The sequence below is a fragment of the Sphingobacterium sp. 40-24 genome, assembly GCF_001899705.1.
Classification (GTDB): domain Bacteria; phylum Bacteroidota; class Bacteroidia; order Sphingobacteriales; family Sphingobacteriaceae; genus Sphingobacterium; species Sphingobacterium multivorum.
Genome location: NZ_MKWH01000034.1, coordinates 304,838 through 323,361 on the forward strand (window position 1 = coordinate 304,838; position 18,524 = coordinate 323,361).

Annotated in this window: 8 protein-coding genes; 1 reads left to right on the top strand and 7 read right to left on the bottom strand. The window is 43.4% G+C overall.

Translation table 11 applies throughout. The annotated features are described in order from the left end of the window. Positions 1-40: 40 nt before the first annotated feature. The 7 genes from BGP15_RS26960 to BGP15_RS13205 are packed head-to-tail and all read right to left on the bottom strand — an operon-like array spanning position 41 to position 15,246. A complete protein-coding gene (locus BGP15_RS26960; protein ID WP_070569559.1) occupies positions 41-2,740 on the bottom strand; it encodes a glycoside hydrolase family 88 protein in 2,700 nt (899 codons plus the stop codon). Between the two features lie 58 nt (positions 2,741-2,798). After that, positions 2,799-3,986: an alginate lyase family protein gene (locus BGP15_RS13180; protein WP_286769769.1), complete on the bottom strand. Its 1,188-nt coding sequence runs from the start codon at positions 3,984-3,986 to the stop codon at positions 2,799-2,801. A 17-nt stretch (positions 3,987-4,003) separates the two neighbouring features. Further along, a complete protein-coding gene (locus BGP15_RS13185) occupies positions 4,004-6,574 on the bottom strand; it encodes a glycoside hydrolase family 95 protein (protein ID WP_286769770.1) in 2,571 nt (856 codons plus the stop codon). Between the two features lie 6 nt (positions 6,575-6,580). Continuing rightward, a complete protein-coding gene (locus tag BGP15_RS13190; RefSeq protein ID WP_286769771.1) occupies positions 6,581-9,052 on the bottom strand; it encodes a glycoside hydrolase family 2 TIM barrel-domain containing protein in 2,472 nt (823 codons plus the stop codon). Positions 9,053-9,089: 37 nt separating this feature from the next. Beyond that, on the bottom strand, positions 9,090-10,535 hold the full coding sequence (locus BGP15_RS13195) for an alpha-L-fucosidase (protein ID WP_286769772.1): 1,446 nt from the start codon (positions 10,533-10,535) through the stop codon (positions 9,090-9,092). 24 nt (positions 10,536-10,559) lie between these two features. Continuing rightward, positions 10,560-12,128 carry a RagB/SusD family nutrient uptake outer membrane protein gene (locus BGP15_RS13200; protein ID WP_070569550.1) on the bottom strand — a complete coding sequence of 523 codons (1,569 nt, stop codon included), beginning with the start codon at positions 12,126-12,128 and terminating at the stop codon, positions 10,560-10,562. 28 nt (positions 12,129-12,156) lie between these two features. Continuing rightward, positions 12,157-15,246, bottom strand: a complete 3,090-nt coding sequence (locus BGP15_RS13205) for a SusC/RagA family TonB-linked outer membrane protein (protein ID WP_286769774.1) — start codon at positions 15,244-15,246, stop codon at positions 12,157-12,159. Between the two features lie 367 nt (positions 15,247-15,613). On the opposite strand from BGP15_RS13205, the gene BGP15_RS13210 reads away from it, so the two are divergent. After that, positions 15,614-18,451 carry a helix-turn-helix and ligand-binding sensor domain-containing protein gene (locus BGP15_RS13210; protein WP_286769775.1) on the top strand — a complete coding sequence of 946 codons (2,838 nt, stop codon included), beginning with the start codon at positions 15,614-15,616 and terminating at the stop codon, positions 18,449-18,451. Positions 18,452-18,524 lie beyond the last annotated feature (73 nt).

Here is an 18,524-nt window from a genome sequence, read left to right on the forward strand (position 1 = left end):
GATAAAAATAATCATTCCATTGAATAAACACGAACAAGAATCACTTTAATCGATCTTTTAATTGTTGCTCATAAAGCGAGCCGATCGACATTATCCGGTTTTGATTTTCCCAATAACCAGCGTTTCTATTTTTCAATCTTCCAGCTACTTTCTCTCCCTTTACGCCTATGGCAAAATTTTGCCCAGAAGTCCAGGGCTGTTGTACTGCAGCACTTTTGACCGTACAATTCCATAAGACTTGTGTCACCCCAGCCCAACCGTGTCCACTCCCCCAATTACCCCGATCCTGCACATTAATTTCACCATCCGTTACGATTTGATCGTATAAGGTTCCAACAGCCCATCGATGATGTGGACCAATATCCGCATGTGTTCGTTCCGCGCTAGAAAGGCTAAAAACGTTCGGACCGAGGGTCCTGGCCCCTGTTACGTAATCATGACGACCTTCCGTCGTATAAAGTTCTTTAAATAAATTAAGCTGACCGTCATTATTGAACGAATACCTCCGCCCGCCTGTAATTTGAGATTTTCCATCCAGACACCGCGACTTCATTACTGTAATCTGTTTGGCAAAAGCACCAAGACTCACCGCCGCATAGCCAAAATAACGCGCGGTGATATTGCGCACCCAACCATTCGTTATTTTATCCATATCAATTGCAATCCAGCCGTGATTTTCGTCCGTATCACTTACAAAATCAGACTCGAACCGTATATTTTCGATCCCAACTTCACTTATACGCCCGTCGAAGGTGTAGGGAATGACGGCCACTTTTGCGTACCTCGGATCAATCGCCATCACCAGGGGATTATCAAAAAATACAGAGTCACCTCGAATGGCTAAAATAGTACGTTCAAAATTTAGCTTGTATTCCCGCGCTGTCCACTGTTTCGTCCCTTCTCTTTTTTCAATCTGGTTCATTCGAAGCGCTTCAATCCAGGCATCGTTCATTTCATACGAGAGGAGGACCTGCTCGCCCACTCTCCATTCCTTCGGACGATCGACCAGAACATAGTTAGCCCCTACAGGTCCATAGCCAGGCTTAACAAACTGTTGTCTAGCCTGGTCCACTGTATAATTACCCGTACCAGAAACTTTCAATAAGCTCCGTTGGTGCTGGCCTGCTGCTTTAAGCAGGGTTTGTCCTTCAGCATCCCCCTCACCTCTCAACACGACACCGCTGGCATGAATTTCCAAACTCCCAGGTATAGTGTACAGGCCTTTTTTTAACAAAACAGCACCTCTATAACCGTTTTTATCAGGTGGTTTTGCTGCTACGGCATCGATAGCCTGCTGTATAATTTGCTGATCATCGCCATTTACGCTGGGTTTTACCGTAACCACGACAGGAACATTGGGCAGCTTTTGATCACCTTGATGATAGCCCACATGGCTAAAGTCGGGGATGACGTTTCCTTGTGCATCCGGAAAATAGATCAATTGTCCCGTAGGATTTTTCCGGACCAGATCCGATTGCACTTTTCCGGACTGCAGCTCTTCTTGTCGATGCAGTGCTTCCAAGAAATAATAATCGGCGTAACTCAAAGGTTTATCCACTTCGGTATTGGAAGGTTTCGATCCCGTACTGTGTAATAATATAAAACCGCGATTTTTATTTGGTGGCGACATGTAATGGTCTATCAAGTTAGCCAATATGGTCTGTGCTTTTGCACGATAATCTTTCCCTTGGTTGCTATACGTGCTTAATTCCAACAGCCCCGATGCAATGACTGTCGCTGCCGACACGTCCCGTGGTTCATTTGGTATATGAGGTGCATCGAAATCCCAATAAGGGATCAAGTCTTTCGGCATATTAGGATGTGTAAACAGCCAATGCGCAACTTTTTCGGCTTGCTGCAGATATTTCGGATCGCCGGTTTCTCTGTAACACATCGTATATCCATAGAGTGCCCAGGCCTCACCCCGCGACCAGGTCGATTCGTCACTTAAGCCCTGATGGGTGTTTTTATGCTGCACAGCTCCTGTTTTCGGGTTGTAGTCTATCACATGATAAGTGCTGTAATCCGGTCTAAAATGATTTTTTAGCGTTGTGTTGGCGTGGCTCACCGCGATCTGATAATAAGTAGAGTCTCCAGTGAGTTTGGTTGCTTCAAACAGCAATTCTAGATTGAGCATGTTATCAATGATAACCGGAAAGTCCCAGCGGTGGCTATTGTGGTCCCACGAACGTATACAACCGACTGTTGGATTGAAGCGGGTTGCCAGCGTTTTGGCTGCCTGTACAAGCACCTCCCGGTACTGTGGATCTGCAGTTAAGCGATAACCATTTCCAACGCTACAGTAGATCTTAAAGCCCATATCATGGGTCTTACCATTAAATTGCTCCGCCTCGATCGACCTTGTTGTTTCCGAAGCGAGATCCTTCCATTGTTGTTTTCCCGACTTTTCGTAGAGAAACCATAGGACGCCAGGAAAAAAACCACTGGTCCAGTCCGCCCTTTTCACAGCAACCAGTTCGTTATCTGTGGAAAGCGTACGTGGCGAAACCAAGGATGAATCCCTTTTTTTCAAGAGCTGCAATTCTTTATAAAGTAGTTGAGCTTGTTGATCTGCAAGGCCCCACGCTTTTTGCAGCTGCCTGGTACTCTGTGCCTCAACGTGTTGAAAAGCGCACAGAATTCCCGTCAAAAATAGTGCTTTGGCAATGGATGGCCTTTTTAAATTTCGAAAGCGCAAAAAGAGGGTATATCTTCGCAAAGACGTCGCATTAACATTCATGTTATCTGTAGGTTTTTAAGGTGAAATGGTTAAGTTATTTTATAAAGAGCCAGGAAAATCAAAGCCATATAATCGGGTTGCGAATGGGCAAATTTCGAACAACCTCTTCTTGTTCAGGTGCATGATCAAGCTTTTTCCAAAGCTGCAGATAGTCTTTATTCTGGTAAGCTTCTGCCGAAAATACGAGTGCCGGATGCGCAATTGGCCACTGATCCCAATACATGACATCTTTCGGATACGGCCATTTTTCTTTATCTGCAATATAAGGGACCATAAAATCAACACCCGTTTTTATTGTCCGCCCATCTGACAATGTATACTGCCAAAGGGAGGTGTTGGTCTTGGACAAAATCTGGCAGATCATGGTCATCGCATCCAGATTAAACAACGCGTATCCATAAGGTTTTGTCCGCTGCAATTCTCTCGGAAAACTGCCATTAGACTCCATTTGATTCGGCAATAACACGTGCGCATAGCGATCTGCACATCTGTTGAGTAATACCGTGTCTTGCACCAAACTCGAAAATGCAGCGACCTGCATCACCCAACAGGTACCATGGTTATTGGCAGCATTCATTTCATCGATTCCATATTGATGCGTTGTAAGCCAGCGTAAATAGGTTGCAAACCAGCGATGTATGGCATCCTTAGCAGCCTGTGGAAAATTGGGGTCGTTTTCAAATATCTTTACGCCCTGTGCAACTTCCATCAGATGAATGGTATCAATAATGCCTATTCCTCGCCCTGTAAAACGCCCTTGTATAGCCTGAGCATAAAGAAGATTCGGATTCATCATCGTTTCTGCATCCACGAACCAAGCCTTTAAATGGCGAAGGGCCTGCTGTACGTATTTTTTATCCGGATTCAAACGATAGGCTGAAGCCAGTGCCCCCACAATTCGGCTGAAGCGGATCATCGCTTTACGATGTTCAACGAAATTGGCCGGACTAGTCATCCCATCCCGTTGAATATAGGGCGCAGCGGGATCTTTGGGATCGGGCCACCAATAATCACCTTCAGAATAAAAATCATGAATACCCCCGGCACTCCGAACTGCCTTATAAGCTGTCACAGTCACTGGCTTCTGCTTCATCGCCCACTTGGACTGCTTTAGGATAACAGGGCGCAGCGTCTGGATGATCTCCTGCTCAAAAACACCTTCCTTCATTTTTGCCCTCAAGAATAAAGGGAAAATTGCGATCCCAAGGAGACAGCCCATGACGCGAACAATTGATGTAAATTTCATTTTTCCTGGATTTTGATTTATAGCGGAACAATACGGTACCGTTTACCTTTTATGGTCTCAAATTGAACTTCAAACGTTTTTGGACCAGCTAAAAGGGGCAGTTTGGAAGAATCCGCTACCGTATACGGAAGTTGTTCCGGTTTATATAATAGCGCATTGTCTGTGACAGCTGCCGGATTTGATTCGACACCGACAACTTTAACGGGTAAAGGTGTACGCAAACGACAAACACCACCAATATTGGACACGATCATTGCTTCGGTCAATACGTTATTTTTCCAGGCAATATCTACGGTAAAGTTTCCCCTGGCCTTAATTCCTTTTATCGTCCCAGCAGACCATTCATCAGGTAGGGCCGGTAACAAGTGGACGGCTCCATCATGACTCTGCAGCAACATTTCAGTCATTCCCGCCGTAGCACCAAAATTCCCATCTATTTGAAAAGGTGGATGTGCATCAAATAGATTCGGATAGGCTCCGCCACCGCTCATCTGCGCACGGTCCAATTTGGGATCAATAAAATTTAAGGCATCCTTGAGGATTTTATAGGCATGATTTCCATCCTGAAGCCTCGCCCACCAATTTGTCTTCCAGGCCATCGACCAGCCGGTACTCACATCGCCCCTTAAAAGCAATGAACGCTTGGAGGCCGCAGCCAAAGCCTTGTTTTCTGCAAGGCTGATCTGATTGCCCGGGTATAATCCAAATAGGTGGGAAATATGCCGATGCTGGTCCTTTGGATCATCCCAATCTTTAAACCATTCCTGCAATTGTCCATATTGCCCCACCTGATAGGGATAAAGCTTCTCCTTCGCTTGTTCTAGTGCTGATTTAAATTCAGGATCAACGTTCAGTATAGCACAGGAGTGAATAACAGCTGTGAAAAGCTCCCGAATGATCGCCATGTCCATGGTAGAGGCCATGGTCAATTGATATTCCTTACCTGCTATTTTAATTGTATTTTCAGGTGAAGTGGACGGATTGGTGACGAGATATTTATTTCCGAGATCCGCAATCAGCCATTGCAACATAAATTGGGCTGCCCCTTTCATCAAGGGGTAGGCCTTCTCCTTCAAGAACGTTTTGTCACCCGTAAAACGGTAGTGTTCCCATAGATGTGTGCTCAACCAGGCTCCTGCCATAGGCCATGCCGACCAGCGCGGCATTCCTTTGGGATCCCAATCGTATCCGCCCGGAGGGGAAGTTTTGGCCCATAGATCGGAATTATGATGAACAACCCAGCCCTTATCGATATTGTAATTTATCGATGCTGTTTTGGCCCCATTGATAGCCAGCTCATCCATAAAATCAAACAAGGGTTGATGACATTCTGCAAGATTGGTATTTTCCGCGAGCCAATAATTCATTTCTGTATTGATATTGGTCGTGTAATTACTTCCCCAGGGCGGCTGCACATGATCATTCCAGATCCCCTGTAAATTAGCTGGTCTCCCTCCTTGTCTGGAACTGGCAATCAACAAGTACCGTCCAAAATGATAATACAGTGTCAGCAGCCCCAAATCGGCCGGTCCTTTGGAAAACTGTATGATACGTTGATCTGTAGGCAATTTATCATGCGCAGAGGTACCAGCCAGCTCAAAGGCTACTCGATTGAATAGTGCTTGATAATCTTTTTGATGATCGGAGAGTATGGTCTGAAAATTCTTTTTGGAGACAGTATGCATGCGGTTTTTTGCGAGCAGCGTGGCATCTTTACCTTCCTGACTCGGCGACTTATCAAAACCGTTAAAGCTTGTCGCTTCCGTCAAAAATAAAATCACCTCATCGGCGCCTATGATCTTAAGCTTATCCCCCTCTTTTTTTACCACACCACCGATATTCTTTACGCTTACCTGCATCGCAAAAGCCATCCCTTTTCCGCCAATACTGTCGTACACAACTTGTTGGGGTTCATAATCCCTATTGGCGACAAAACTTGGTGCTTTACCCTGCAAGGTCAGCTGATTATTCCCTTGCGCTGAAACACTGTATTTTAGCTTACTGGTTAAGGAAAGGTCGAATGTAATTGATTTTTTCTTGTCGGCCTTCAGTCGAACAACCAATGCTTTATCCGGAAAGCTGACAAAACTTTCTCTTAGGTATTGAACACCTTGATAGGAATAACTGACCAGATTGATCGCTCGCTCCAGATCCAGCTCCCGTTTGTAATCTTTTATCTTTTTTTCGTCCTGGTGAAAATCCAACCATAAATCGCCCATAGGTAAATACCGGGCAGAATAAGGTCCTTGCATTTTCTTCCAAAGAACTGCTGCCTCTTCATATTTTCCAGCAAAGATGGCTTGGCGCACCTGGGGTAAAACCTGCGGGCCGTTTGCATTATTGCCCGCATCGGGTTCACCCGACCATAGGGTATTATCATTAATTTGAAACCTATCTTTACTTAGCCCACCAAAGACCATCGCTCCTGTAGTGCCATTGCCTAGCGGTAGTGCCTCCTCCCAGAGCGAGGCCGGTTGATCATACCAAAGCTTGAGCTGCGGCGAATTGCCTTGTGCACGGCATGGCGCAAGCGACCCCATAAGGCCGAGCAGTAAAAAGAAGTTCAAATGATTCGTTGCTTTTAACATCTTGTGTTATTTTTCTATCGTTAACAAGGTACTTTTTGATCCTTCCATCCGGCCTGATACCACAGCGCTTCCCGAAGGCAGTCGAAGCTTAATCAATGCACGACCATTGTAGGCCTGCACTTTTTTCGACCCCGTAGAAGTGCCTTGGTCGACGATCAACTGACCATCGCCGGTCGAACCAAAATAGATCCAATCCTTTGCATCGAGACAGGGGGTATTGGTATTATCCACAATTTGAGCTTGCACAGTGATCATATCGCCTTCCGTGGCAATCTTTTCCACAAGAAGTTTTGCCGGTTTACCCCACTTTTTTGTCTGATACTGCTGTTCAATTTCATCCACGAGAATTTCCCGGCCGTTTTTCGCGACAGCTTTAATCTGATTGCTTCCTTCGTTCAGTTTCACCATCCAGCGCAAACCTGCCGCTGGAAAATCTTGGCTATTTCTTTTCTTTAGTCCTTGACTTTTGCCATTGACAAAAAGCTCAACCTCCTTGGCATTGGAATACACCTTGATCATTTTCGACTCGTCTTTTTCACCCCAACGGACCGGCCAGCTATGGCCATAAATATGCAACATTGGCTTCTCGGTCCAATACGACTGGAATACGTAGTACGATTCTTTTTTGGTAAAATCCCGTTCAACAACACCCTTCTGATTGACATAAGGCACAGGATTGTCTGGCCGGACCGGAGTTGAAAAATCTTTAAATGGCCAGTAGGCTGTTCCCGTGAGCCAAGGCATGGTTTCCTGTTCCTTTAAGTGCCAATCGATGAGATTACAGATGTAGCTTTCACTCCAATCGCCATCTTTAGAAACGCGTGCTGCTCCACCAATGAGCGACGCATCGCCTGCCCGTTCATCTGTTGTACCATCACCTTTGATTTTAGCTAGAGCACGGTCAGGGTCCTCTGCATGTCGTCTTGCATGACTATCCCCGCCCCACTCCACATGAAGGAAATGCTTTACCTTTTTCATTTCTTCCTCGGAGGCTGCTTTATAGTCGGTATAAACGCCTCTATACCAACCCGCCCAAATGGACGGAGAATAAACATCAACAATATCTTTACAGAAATCACAACGTCGTATCGCTGTTTTCCGGCTTGGGTCCAATTGATGAGCTAAGCCATTGAGTTCACTCATATAAGCTCTTATCTTCGCCTGATCAAACTCCGTAAAATCACCGGGCCAATCATTTTCGTTGCCGAGGCCCCAAATAATGACCGATGGATGATTATAATGCTGTTCAATCATATTGGTTAACATCCGTTTTCCCTGAAGCTGATAGACCTCTCCACCCAATCCACCTCTGCACCATGGAATCTCTTCCCAAACCAAAATACCCAGACTATCGCAGGCCTCAAGCACTTTACGACTCTGCTGATAATGTCCCAAGCGTATAAAGTTTACACCCATCTCTTTCATCAGGGTCATCTCCTGTAAGGTCTGATCGTCAGTCATTGCTGCAGCAACTCCGGCATGGTCTTCATGACGATGGGTACCGCGAAGCAAAAGTCTTTTCCCGTTCAGCAGAAAAGGACCTTTTTCTTTAAACGCTACATGTCTAAAGCCAAAGACACTCTCTTCCTTAAATACTTGTCCATTGCTTTTGATTGTCGTAACTAAACGGTATAAAGCCGGTTGATCAGGGCTCCAAAGCTGTGGCTTCTTGACCATGAATTGTCCAAATTCAAGATTTAATGCGCCCTTATTAACCTGTGGTTGCTGGGTTTGCACGATTTTTCCAGCGGGGTCGTAGAGCTGCATTTCGACTTCAAAATTAGTCTGAGCCGAAAATGGCATCAGTCGTCCATGGACGTTGGCTACCCCCTGCCTGCCATCAGCCCCTACTGACGCCTCAACAAATACACGTTCCAAGGCTGTCTGCGGAACATATTTCAGGTTTAGATGTCTGTAAATACCGCCATAGACGTTAAAATCAGACAGATTGGAGGGAATCATTTCTAAATCACGCGAATTATCCACACGAATTGAAAGCGGTATTTTACCCTTAAACTGTTTTTTAAAAGCAGCTGTTTTTTTAAACTTTTCAACCGCATCCGTAATGTCCACAGTCCATTCGTCGTATCCACCAACGTGCTCCCCAACTTTAACGGTATGGATATAAACAGCTGTCTTTTGTCCGGCTCCTTCAAAATGAAGGAGAGTGTGACCATTTAAATAGGGGTTGTCGATCTCCAGCGATTTTCTATACCAACTGGGTCCCTGATAATAATTGATAGCTGGATCAACAGCGTCCAGCGCATTATAACAATGCGGTAGATCAACCTGCTGCCACAATGGAACAGATTCGGGATTACCGACTCCCACCGGCCTTACAGCTTCCCAGATTCCACCCAGATCGCTCTTTAAGAAATCCCAGCCATGATCAATCCGCTTAACTTCCTGAGCGTGGAGCTGAGCAACTCCAAAAGTCAACAACAACGCAACTATTTTATTCAATCTACTTTTCTTCATTATGCTATTTTAGTATCTGCTTTCCATCTTATCGGCCTTACTCGTCCAAAGCTCCAGTTTTCATGTTCTTTGCTCCGGGCCCTTTTTCGCGCTTAAATTTGCCAGCCACTTCGATTTTAATCACTGTAGCAACAGAATCAATGGCCTGCTCAGGCACGGCAATCTGAATACCATTGGCATTCGATTTTACCTTTAACACTTGATTATTGGCTAAAAGGCTCGCTTTTACAACTTTATTTTCAATCGGAAGTTCAACTAGGCCATTTTTTGGCCAGTCAAATACAGAGACATACAAATAAGTCCGCTTTCCATCTTCCTTTAGGGTACACCGCCCCCATTCAAATGGCTGTAAAGGACTACTCTTGGTTGCGTAGATCGCTTCACTATTGACTTTCATCCATTTGCCAATTACAGCCAGACGTTCTATACTCTCCTGGGGGAAGGATCCGTCGGGTTTTGGGCCAACGTTCAACAGGTAATTTCCACCTTTGGAAGCAATATCAACGAGATTGCGGATCAAGGTTTCGGCAGACTTCCATTTATGATCCGATGTGCGGTAGCCCCAAGTACCGTTCATGGTCATACAGGTTTCCCAATGTTTGCCTTCGAGTTCACTCCAATCTGGAATTTTTTGCTCCGGCGTTTTGGTATCGCCGGGGAAATTAGGCCGTTTCAATCGATCATTCGTGATAATATTGGGTTGTAATGCCAATTGGTCCTGAAGCATATTTGCGGCTTCGTCGGTCATATTGGTTGGCGTATCCCACCATAGCACAGCAATATCGCCATAGTTACTCAACAATTCTTTGACCTGAGGTACAGATACATTTTTAATATAGTCACTAAAACTCGCTGTTTCTTGTTTGGGATCCCAATGGCCATGATGTGCTAGCGTGTAGTCATCGATACGGGTTGAATCTGGATTAGGCCAGCCTTCTCGCATTAACTTACGAGCAGCCGACCCACCAGGGTTATTCCAATCCTGCGCCTGTGAGTAATAAAAGCCAAGCTTCAGTCCATATTTTCGGCAGGCATCGGCCAAAGGTTTCAAGACGTCTTTGCCATAGGGCGTAGCGTCCACCATATTCCACTTACTCGCTTTTGTTTCAAAGAGTGCAAAACCATCGTGGTGTTTGGCTGTGATAATCAAATATTTCATGCCCGCATCTTTCGCCATGCGTACCCATTCGTCTGGATTATAGGCGATGGGATTAAATTGTTTCGCCATGGCCTGATATTCATCAACTGGAATTTTTGATCGGTTCATAATCCATTCTGCTCCACCACGTGCCTGTTCGTGTCCCTTATAAACACCGCCGAACTGTGCATATACTCCCCAATGGATAAACATACCAAACCGGGCTTCCTCCCACCATTTCATGCGTACACTATCTGGTAAGCGATTTACTTGCGCATACAATAATCCCGTGCTCATTCCCACGATGAGGATAAGTGCCAGCAACATTTTATATATAGCTTTCATACCTAAATTTTCACAGTTCTTCATTTAGAAACCTGGTGTTTGTTTAAAATTGTCATTACCTAAACTTTTGGCCATATCTACCTCAGATTGAGGGACTGGCCATAAGGTATCTCTTGCCATAAATAACCGTGAAGCGCCATCTGGATCCTTGGTTTTATCCATCACCTCTTTGATTATCCCCCAGCGTTTCAAGTCAAAATAACGTTGACCTTCCAAAGCCAGTTCAATCCGCCGTTCATGACGGATAATATCGCGGAATTCATTTTTTGTCAAGGAACCACTAAACTGTACGAGCGGCATTTTCACATCAGCCCTAGATCTTACCTTATTTAATGCATCCACAGCTGTTTGATCAGGCCCTGCACTTTCATTCTTCGCTTCTGCATACATCAATAAAATATCGGCATAGCGCAAGAATACCCAATCCTGATCGCTTTGTGTCGCGTAACTTGTTGGCCATTTCGATTCGTTGATATACTTTCTCGGTAAAAAACCACCCAACACGCCCTCGGCAACGGGATCAAAAGCGGAAGATGCTGTAGTTCCGCGCCATACACCGCGGTACATAATTGTTGACTTCAACCGTGGATCTCTATTTTCGTAAGGATTTTTAGCATCGTAAACTGTCGATTCTTTAATATCCTTTCCATCGATGGCATAATAAGAATCAACCAGATAACCCAGCGGTTGTATGGTCTTCAGATAAGAATACATCATATCTGCCGGACTATACATATTGGGTGGTAAAAATCGAGCGGAAAACATGATTTCGGGATTATTATTTTGTCCCGGCTTTCGGAACAGATCGCGGTATCCACCCTGATAGATCGAAAACTTGTTTTCATCCATAACAATCTTCGCTGTTGCAGCTGCCTCAGCCCATTTTTTCACCGTCAACAACACCTTTGTTTTGTACCCCAGTGCAGATCCCCGCACAGCATGTCCTTTATACCCTGTATTTGGCAGTTTTTCACTCGCATAATCTAAATCTGCCAAAATCGCTTCGATAATGTTGGTTTTAGGTGTTCTACCGAGCCGAATACTCGCATCGTCCATGCCCAGAGGTTCTAAAGTCAATGGCACATCACCGTACAGATTGGTCAACAAAAAGTAGTAATGGGCGCGGATAAAACGAGCCTCTGCTTTATATCGGTCACGGTCCTGCTGGCTCATGCTTGTAATACGGTCAATATTGGCAATCAATTTATTGCATGCTGCAATGGCCTGATACGAAATCTCATAGCCCTCAGATTGCATGCCACCCGTTGTCGAGGTGATTCCGGATCGCGAAATAATATTGAAGTTATTGGAGGTACTGGACACAAAAGCATCGTCTGAAAGCCCATCCCAAAACATACTTGCTCCACCCCAACCACCACGTGCATTGGATGAAGACGTCGAATTGTATCCTCGGCAAAGAAATTCATAACAGCCCGAGAGTGCCAAATCAGCATCAGTCTGCGTTTTCCAGAAGGTTGACTCCGAAATTTTATCCGTTGGATTTTTATTTAAAAAATCTTTTGTACAGCTACCCAATGCAGCTAAGGCTGCTAAGCTTAAATATAGATATGTTTTTTTTACGCTCTTTTTCATCTGTAATTTTTTTTTAGTTACCACTCGATTAGAATGTGATGCTCGCCCCAAATGCGAATACTTTATTCTGCGGATGAGTCACATAACGTCCTGATGTTGCACCACCGCTTGATGAAACACCACGTTCGGGATCTAAACCAGGGAACTTGGAGAATGTGAGCAGGTTATCCGCCGCAAAATAAATGCGAAGGCCAGAAATACCAGCTTTGGACAAGGTGCTCTGTGGAATAGCATAGCCTACCTGAATATTTTTAAGGCGCAAGAAGGATCCATCTTTTAAAAAGAAAGTCGATGCAGTCCGTACATTATTTGCCGCAGGGGTATTTTCAGCACCCACTATTGGAAGCGATGCATTCGGATTCTCTGGAGTCCAAGCGTTCATCCAGTCGCGAGTGAACGTTCCGCCTTGCCTAAAGGGCACGATTCCCCACTCACTCACAAATATTTTTTGTCCCTGGGAACCAAAGAAAAAGGCTGTAAAATCAAAGTTCTTCCAAACAGCCGTTGCATTAAAGGAGTAATCGAAATCTGGATACGCTCCGGGCACGACAATTCGATCATTATTGTCCACAACTTTATCTCCATTAACGTCAGCAAATTTCAGATAGCCCGGTTGTGCCGGAATCTGTTGCACTGGAGAAGCTGCCACCTCTTCCTTCGAACGGAATATGCCCGTGTTCTCCAAAAGGTAAAAACTACCATAAGGTAAACCTTCCCGGATAATGGTATTGCCCGAGATACGTTCGGCCCCATATTTCATCACCTTGTTGCGATTGGCCTGAATATTTCCATTGAGGGTCAAGGATACCGCTCCAATTTTATCACGGTATTGAAGGCCGAGCTCTATACCTCTGTTACGCAATTCACCATAATTTACGGTCGGTGCAGTCAATCCAATATAAGAAGGGAAAGCTGTAGATGCAGATAAAATATCGGATGTTACTTTGTTATACCAATCGAAAGAAGCGGTCAATTTGTTGTTCCATAAACCGATATCTACACCGAAATCCAAGACTTTGGTACTTTCCCATTTGATCCGGTCATTGGCCATGGCTACCTGACGAGCTCCCTGTTGGAGCGTTTCATCAAAAGGATAAGCAAAAGAGGAATTGTAAACAATCTGATATGGGTAGTTACCAATATTTTGATTACCCAATGTTCCAATGGAGGATCTTAACTTTAGTTCATTAACAACTTCTTTCAATTTCGGACCAAAAAAGTTCTCATCCGAGACTTTCCAACCACCAGATAATGAAGGGAAAAACGCCCATTTTCTATTTTCAGGGAAACGTGAAGAGGCGTCATAACGTGCATTCCCTTCGAGTAGATACTTGCCTTTATAGTCATAGTTTAACCGACCATAATAAGACCTCAATGACCACTCATTGGTGACACCATTATTTGATTGTTGTCCAGCTCCGCCACCATCGAGCTCAAGCAGGTCATTGTTGGGAAATTGCAACCTACTTCCGAACAATTTTTGTGTTTTATTATATTCTGCCTGGGTTCCTGCCAGTACTTTCATGTTATGATTTCCAAAAGACTTATCGTAAGTCAATTGCGTATACCCGACTGGATATACATTGTTGTCGTCTGTTACTTCTAGCCCCTGACCACCTACATCAAGTTGTCTGGCGGGTAGGTCATCCGGTTTGGCGAACCACATGTATTGATTAATCACAGGTTTGTTGGTATAATTTTTTGTAAAACCATACGTCAACCCGCCGCTCGTCTTCCAATCCAGTCCATCCAATATTTTCACATTTAAAAAAATATTGCCTTGCATAAAATAATTGTTCAGTCTTGTAAATGCATTTTCAGCAACTGCAACAGGGTTTTTATTTGGGGATTGAAAAGGATATGCCCTAGACGAATAACGACCACTACCATCTGGTAATACAGGTCCATAAAGTGGTGATTGACTAATGGTAGACAAAAACTGATCCTCACTACCATTTCTAGGATATTTCCGATCCCCATAATTCAAGGTGATACTTGAACCAAAACTTATCCGATCATTTATTTTAGAGCCTAGGTTAAGCTGTAGATTATACTTTTTAAAAGAAGTCCCGATCATAATATCAGGCTGATTGACGTAGCCCAATATAACGTTGTAATTTGTTCCTCCGGCACCACCGCTTAAGCTTAAATTGTGCGTTTGCACCGGGACAGTTCTAAAGACAGCATCTAACCAGTTAAAATCGGGATATAATCTTTTATCTGTTGCATTTTTGTAGGCATCAATCATCTCCTGGCTAAAGGAAGCATTTGGATTTGTGACACCCGAGTTTTTATTTGCCTGATTATACAAGGTCATGTAATCAACGGAATTATATACGAGGTCTGGAAGAGCTGAGGCCTTGGTAATTCCGACATTATAATCGTAGCTCAGTTGTGTTTTTCCAGCTTTACCCTGTTTTGTCGTCACAAGAATGACTCCATTTGCTGCTCTTGCCCCATAGATAGCAGCTGAAGCGGCATCTTTCAATACGGTGATATTCTCGATTGCTTGGGGATTCAAATTTTCCAAACTACCGGGGATACCATCTACGATAACCAGTGGAGCAGAAGAGGCGCCGTAGGAACCCAATCCCCGTACCTGGAGATTCACATTTTCATTCCCCGCTTCTCCCGATCCTTGGGTAACACGAAGTCCGGGCATGCGACCTTGAAGTAACTGCGTTGGATTTGTAGCGATACGTTTGTTAAGCACCTTTCCATCGACAGCAGCAACAGCACCCGTTAGATTACTTTTTTTCTGGGTACCATAGCCTACTACAACCACTTCGTCAATCAGGCTACTGGACTCCTGCAGTACAAGATTAATGTGATCTTTCTTATCGACCTGGACTTCGGTTTTCTCTTTGCCTACCAGCGAAAATATCAGGACATCAATATCTCGCGCAAGAATCTGATAATTGCCGGCCCCATCGGTTACAGTGCCGTTTTTCACCCCCTTTATTTGTACGGTAACCCCCGCAAGAGGCTCGCCTGTTGAGGAGCTTACTTTTCCGGATATCTTTATTTGCGACTGGGCAAGCACCGCCGGTGCAGACATGCTCATCAACGAAAATAAAAGCAACCCCTTACCTACCGTTTTGGTCATCGGTGTTATCATAGTTGTTTTGGTTTATTTGGTTATTTAACGAAGTAAATGAACTCAAATATCAAAAATCGTTTACAGCAAAAGGAGTATTTTTTGTTCAAATTAGTGGAATAAATGGCTTCATTCCTGATTTTCAACACAATTAAATGGTTTTTAAAAAAAAAGAAAAATACCCCCCCCTTGGCAGCTGCTAATTTTTCTTCCAACAATCGATCGGTTGATCTTCAAAATAAGCTAGCGATCTGCCAGAGCATCCTACAACGCTAGAGATTATCAATTTTGCAATAAAATCGATATATTGCCCACAAATCAATTTAAAGTGAGGGAGTCGATGACAACAAAAAAATATAGGAACGTCTATATCTTTTGGTTTTGCAGCATGTTATTTTTTTTACTGCCCGAGGGTTACTGTCAAACAATCATACCCACAGGTACGCCTTTTGTCAAACAATACAAAAAAGACCAATACAAGGCTGGAAATCAAAACTGGTCTTTGGCAGTCGACAAAGATGGTCGTATTTATAGTGCCAATACCGAAGGTCTATTGCAGTTCGACGGACAATATTGGCGCATCTTTCCGCTTCCTAATCATTCCACGGTACGAAGTGTCGCAATCGGTAAAGATGGCAAGATTTACACCGGTGGAAGAGGTGAATTTGGCTATTGGACTTCCAAACCCTTTGGAAACTTGACTTATCAAAGTCTCTCTAAGCTGGTACAGGACAAAACCTACTTTCCAAACGAGGAAATCTGGAAAATCATTGTTGAAGACCAACGGGTATTTTTTCATACATTTTCGAAATCCTATATCTGGGAAAACAATCGTATACGGCAATTAACGGCTAAAGGTGAGCCTTTTTTATTTCCGCATCAGCTCAACAATAAATTATTTTTTGAACAACTACCAAGTGGTCTGCATGAATTTAAACAGGATAAATTAATTCCTGTAAAAGGAAAAGATGTCTTGAAAGACAAAAATGTACTTGCCATCTTACCTTACGACGCAACGACTTCGCTTATTGCGACCTCGCGAAACGGCCTCTACCTGATGAAAGCCGATGGAACAATCCTACCCTGGGCTGCTCCGGCAAATCAGCTCTTAAGCCAGTCACAAATAAACAATGGCTTATACCTCTACGATGGACAATATGCTTTTGGCACCATCCAAAACGGTGTTATTATCATCAATAAAAATGGGCAGGTCATTCAACATATCAATAAAAACAATGGTCTCCAAAACAATACTGTACTCAGCATTGTCAAGGACAATCAGAAGAATATCTGGGTGGGACTTGATAATGGCATTGACCGTATTGAAATCAATTCCCCATTATCATTCTACACTGATTTTGTCGGAAAAATAGGTACCGTTTATACATCGATCATCTATCAGGGAAAAATCTATCTTGGAACTAATAAGGGCTTATTTTCAAGTGAATGGAAGGGATTGACCAATTACAATTCATTAAATTTCTCTCAGATTCCAAATTCAAATGGTCAGGTTTGGACATTAGCACAATTTGGTGATGAGTTGATCTGTGGACATAATGACGGAACCTTCAAATTAGATAACGGGAAGCTTGAAAAGATCTCTCAGATTACCGGAGGATGGGTTTTCAAACCTATTTTTGGAACAAAAAATATTCTTCAGGGGAACTATACAGGCTTATCGAAATTCACGTTCGATGGTATACACCTAGCGTTCGTTCAGCAGTTCACAGGCGTTAAAGAACCGGTTCGATTCTTGGCGCAAAAAGATAACCATGCCTTTTGGATTGGCGATTGGGGACAGATACAACTACTCGGACTTGATGCGAATTTCCAGCAGGCAAAGATTTTATTTTCCTCCAAACAGGATAGTATCGCTTCAAAGAGGCAATTTACGGGGATTTATACCTTAGAAAATAATCTTGTATTTGCTACAGACAGCGGATTTCTCCAATTCGACAATATTGTAAAAAAATTCAGCTATGCCAATGAATTAAACACAGCGTTAGGCAGCTATAAAAATTCAAATAAGGTCATACCGATCAATACAAACAGCTACTGGTTTATTCAGAAGACTAAAATTGCTAAAGTAGATTTTGACAGTAAGGGCGAACTGCATATTGACTCCAATCTGCTCAGTCCCTTACAGGATCGAATGATGAATAACTATGAAAACATTCTTCCGATTGAAAACCAATACTATCTCATTGGTTTAGATGATGGATTTGCGATCTACCGTCATGCCGATAAATCACAAAAATACAGGTTGCCACTTCCGCAAATAGCGCAACTTGTCAACTTGACAACAGGCCAGGCTATTATCCCAGATTCAGCGTTTAAACTATCATCATCGGACAATAATCTTAGAATTAGCTTTTCAAGTCCATATTATTCGACTTCGCCACTTCAATACCAATATTATCTCGAAGGTTACTCAGACAATTGGTCCGAATGGAGTGAAACTGCCTATCAAGATTTCACAAATCTACCTTATGGAGAGTTTCAAATTAAAATCAGGGCGAAGGACAATATGGGGTCAGTTTCGGAAGTCCAGACATTTTCATTTACCATTCGGCATCCATGGTTTCTTTCTTGGTGGGCGAAGTTATTTTATACACTCGTCCTGATAACGCTCATCTATTTAGCTTACAGGTTTAATCTTCAACGGGAGCGCAAGCGTCAGTTTCAAATACGGCGAAAATGGCTAGAAGAGAAAAAGATTGCCTTGGAACGCGAAACAGAGCAAAAAGAAAAGGACTGGATTAAACTTAAAAACCAGCAATTAGAAGATCAGCTTCAATTAAAAAATAAAGAACTTGCCAATGCGGCACTCAATATCGTTTACAAAAATGAGATGTTGAACAATTTACACGCCGAGCTCAAACAGCTTAAAGATGCTGATGGCAACAAGCTGAGTTCGGATGAATTGAAAAAGATAAACAAGCTTATCGATGATGCCCATAACGACGATCGTGACTGGCATATTTTTGAAAGAAGCTTTAACGAATCACATGAGAATTTTTTCAAGAAATTGAAACAAGAGTTTCCTGATCTCGTCCCCAATGATCTGAAACTATGTGCCTATTTAAGGCTCAATATGTCGAGTAAGGAAATTGCCTCATTACTCAACATTAGTACACGCGGTGTCGAGATTAGACGCTATCGACTACGCAAAAAGTTAGGCATTCCAACAGACAAAAACCTTTCTGAATTCCTGATGGAACGTTAAATTTTCATCACAGACACTACATCATTACCACACACGAGCTTTAGTGTATAAAACACACTAAAGCTCGTGTTAT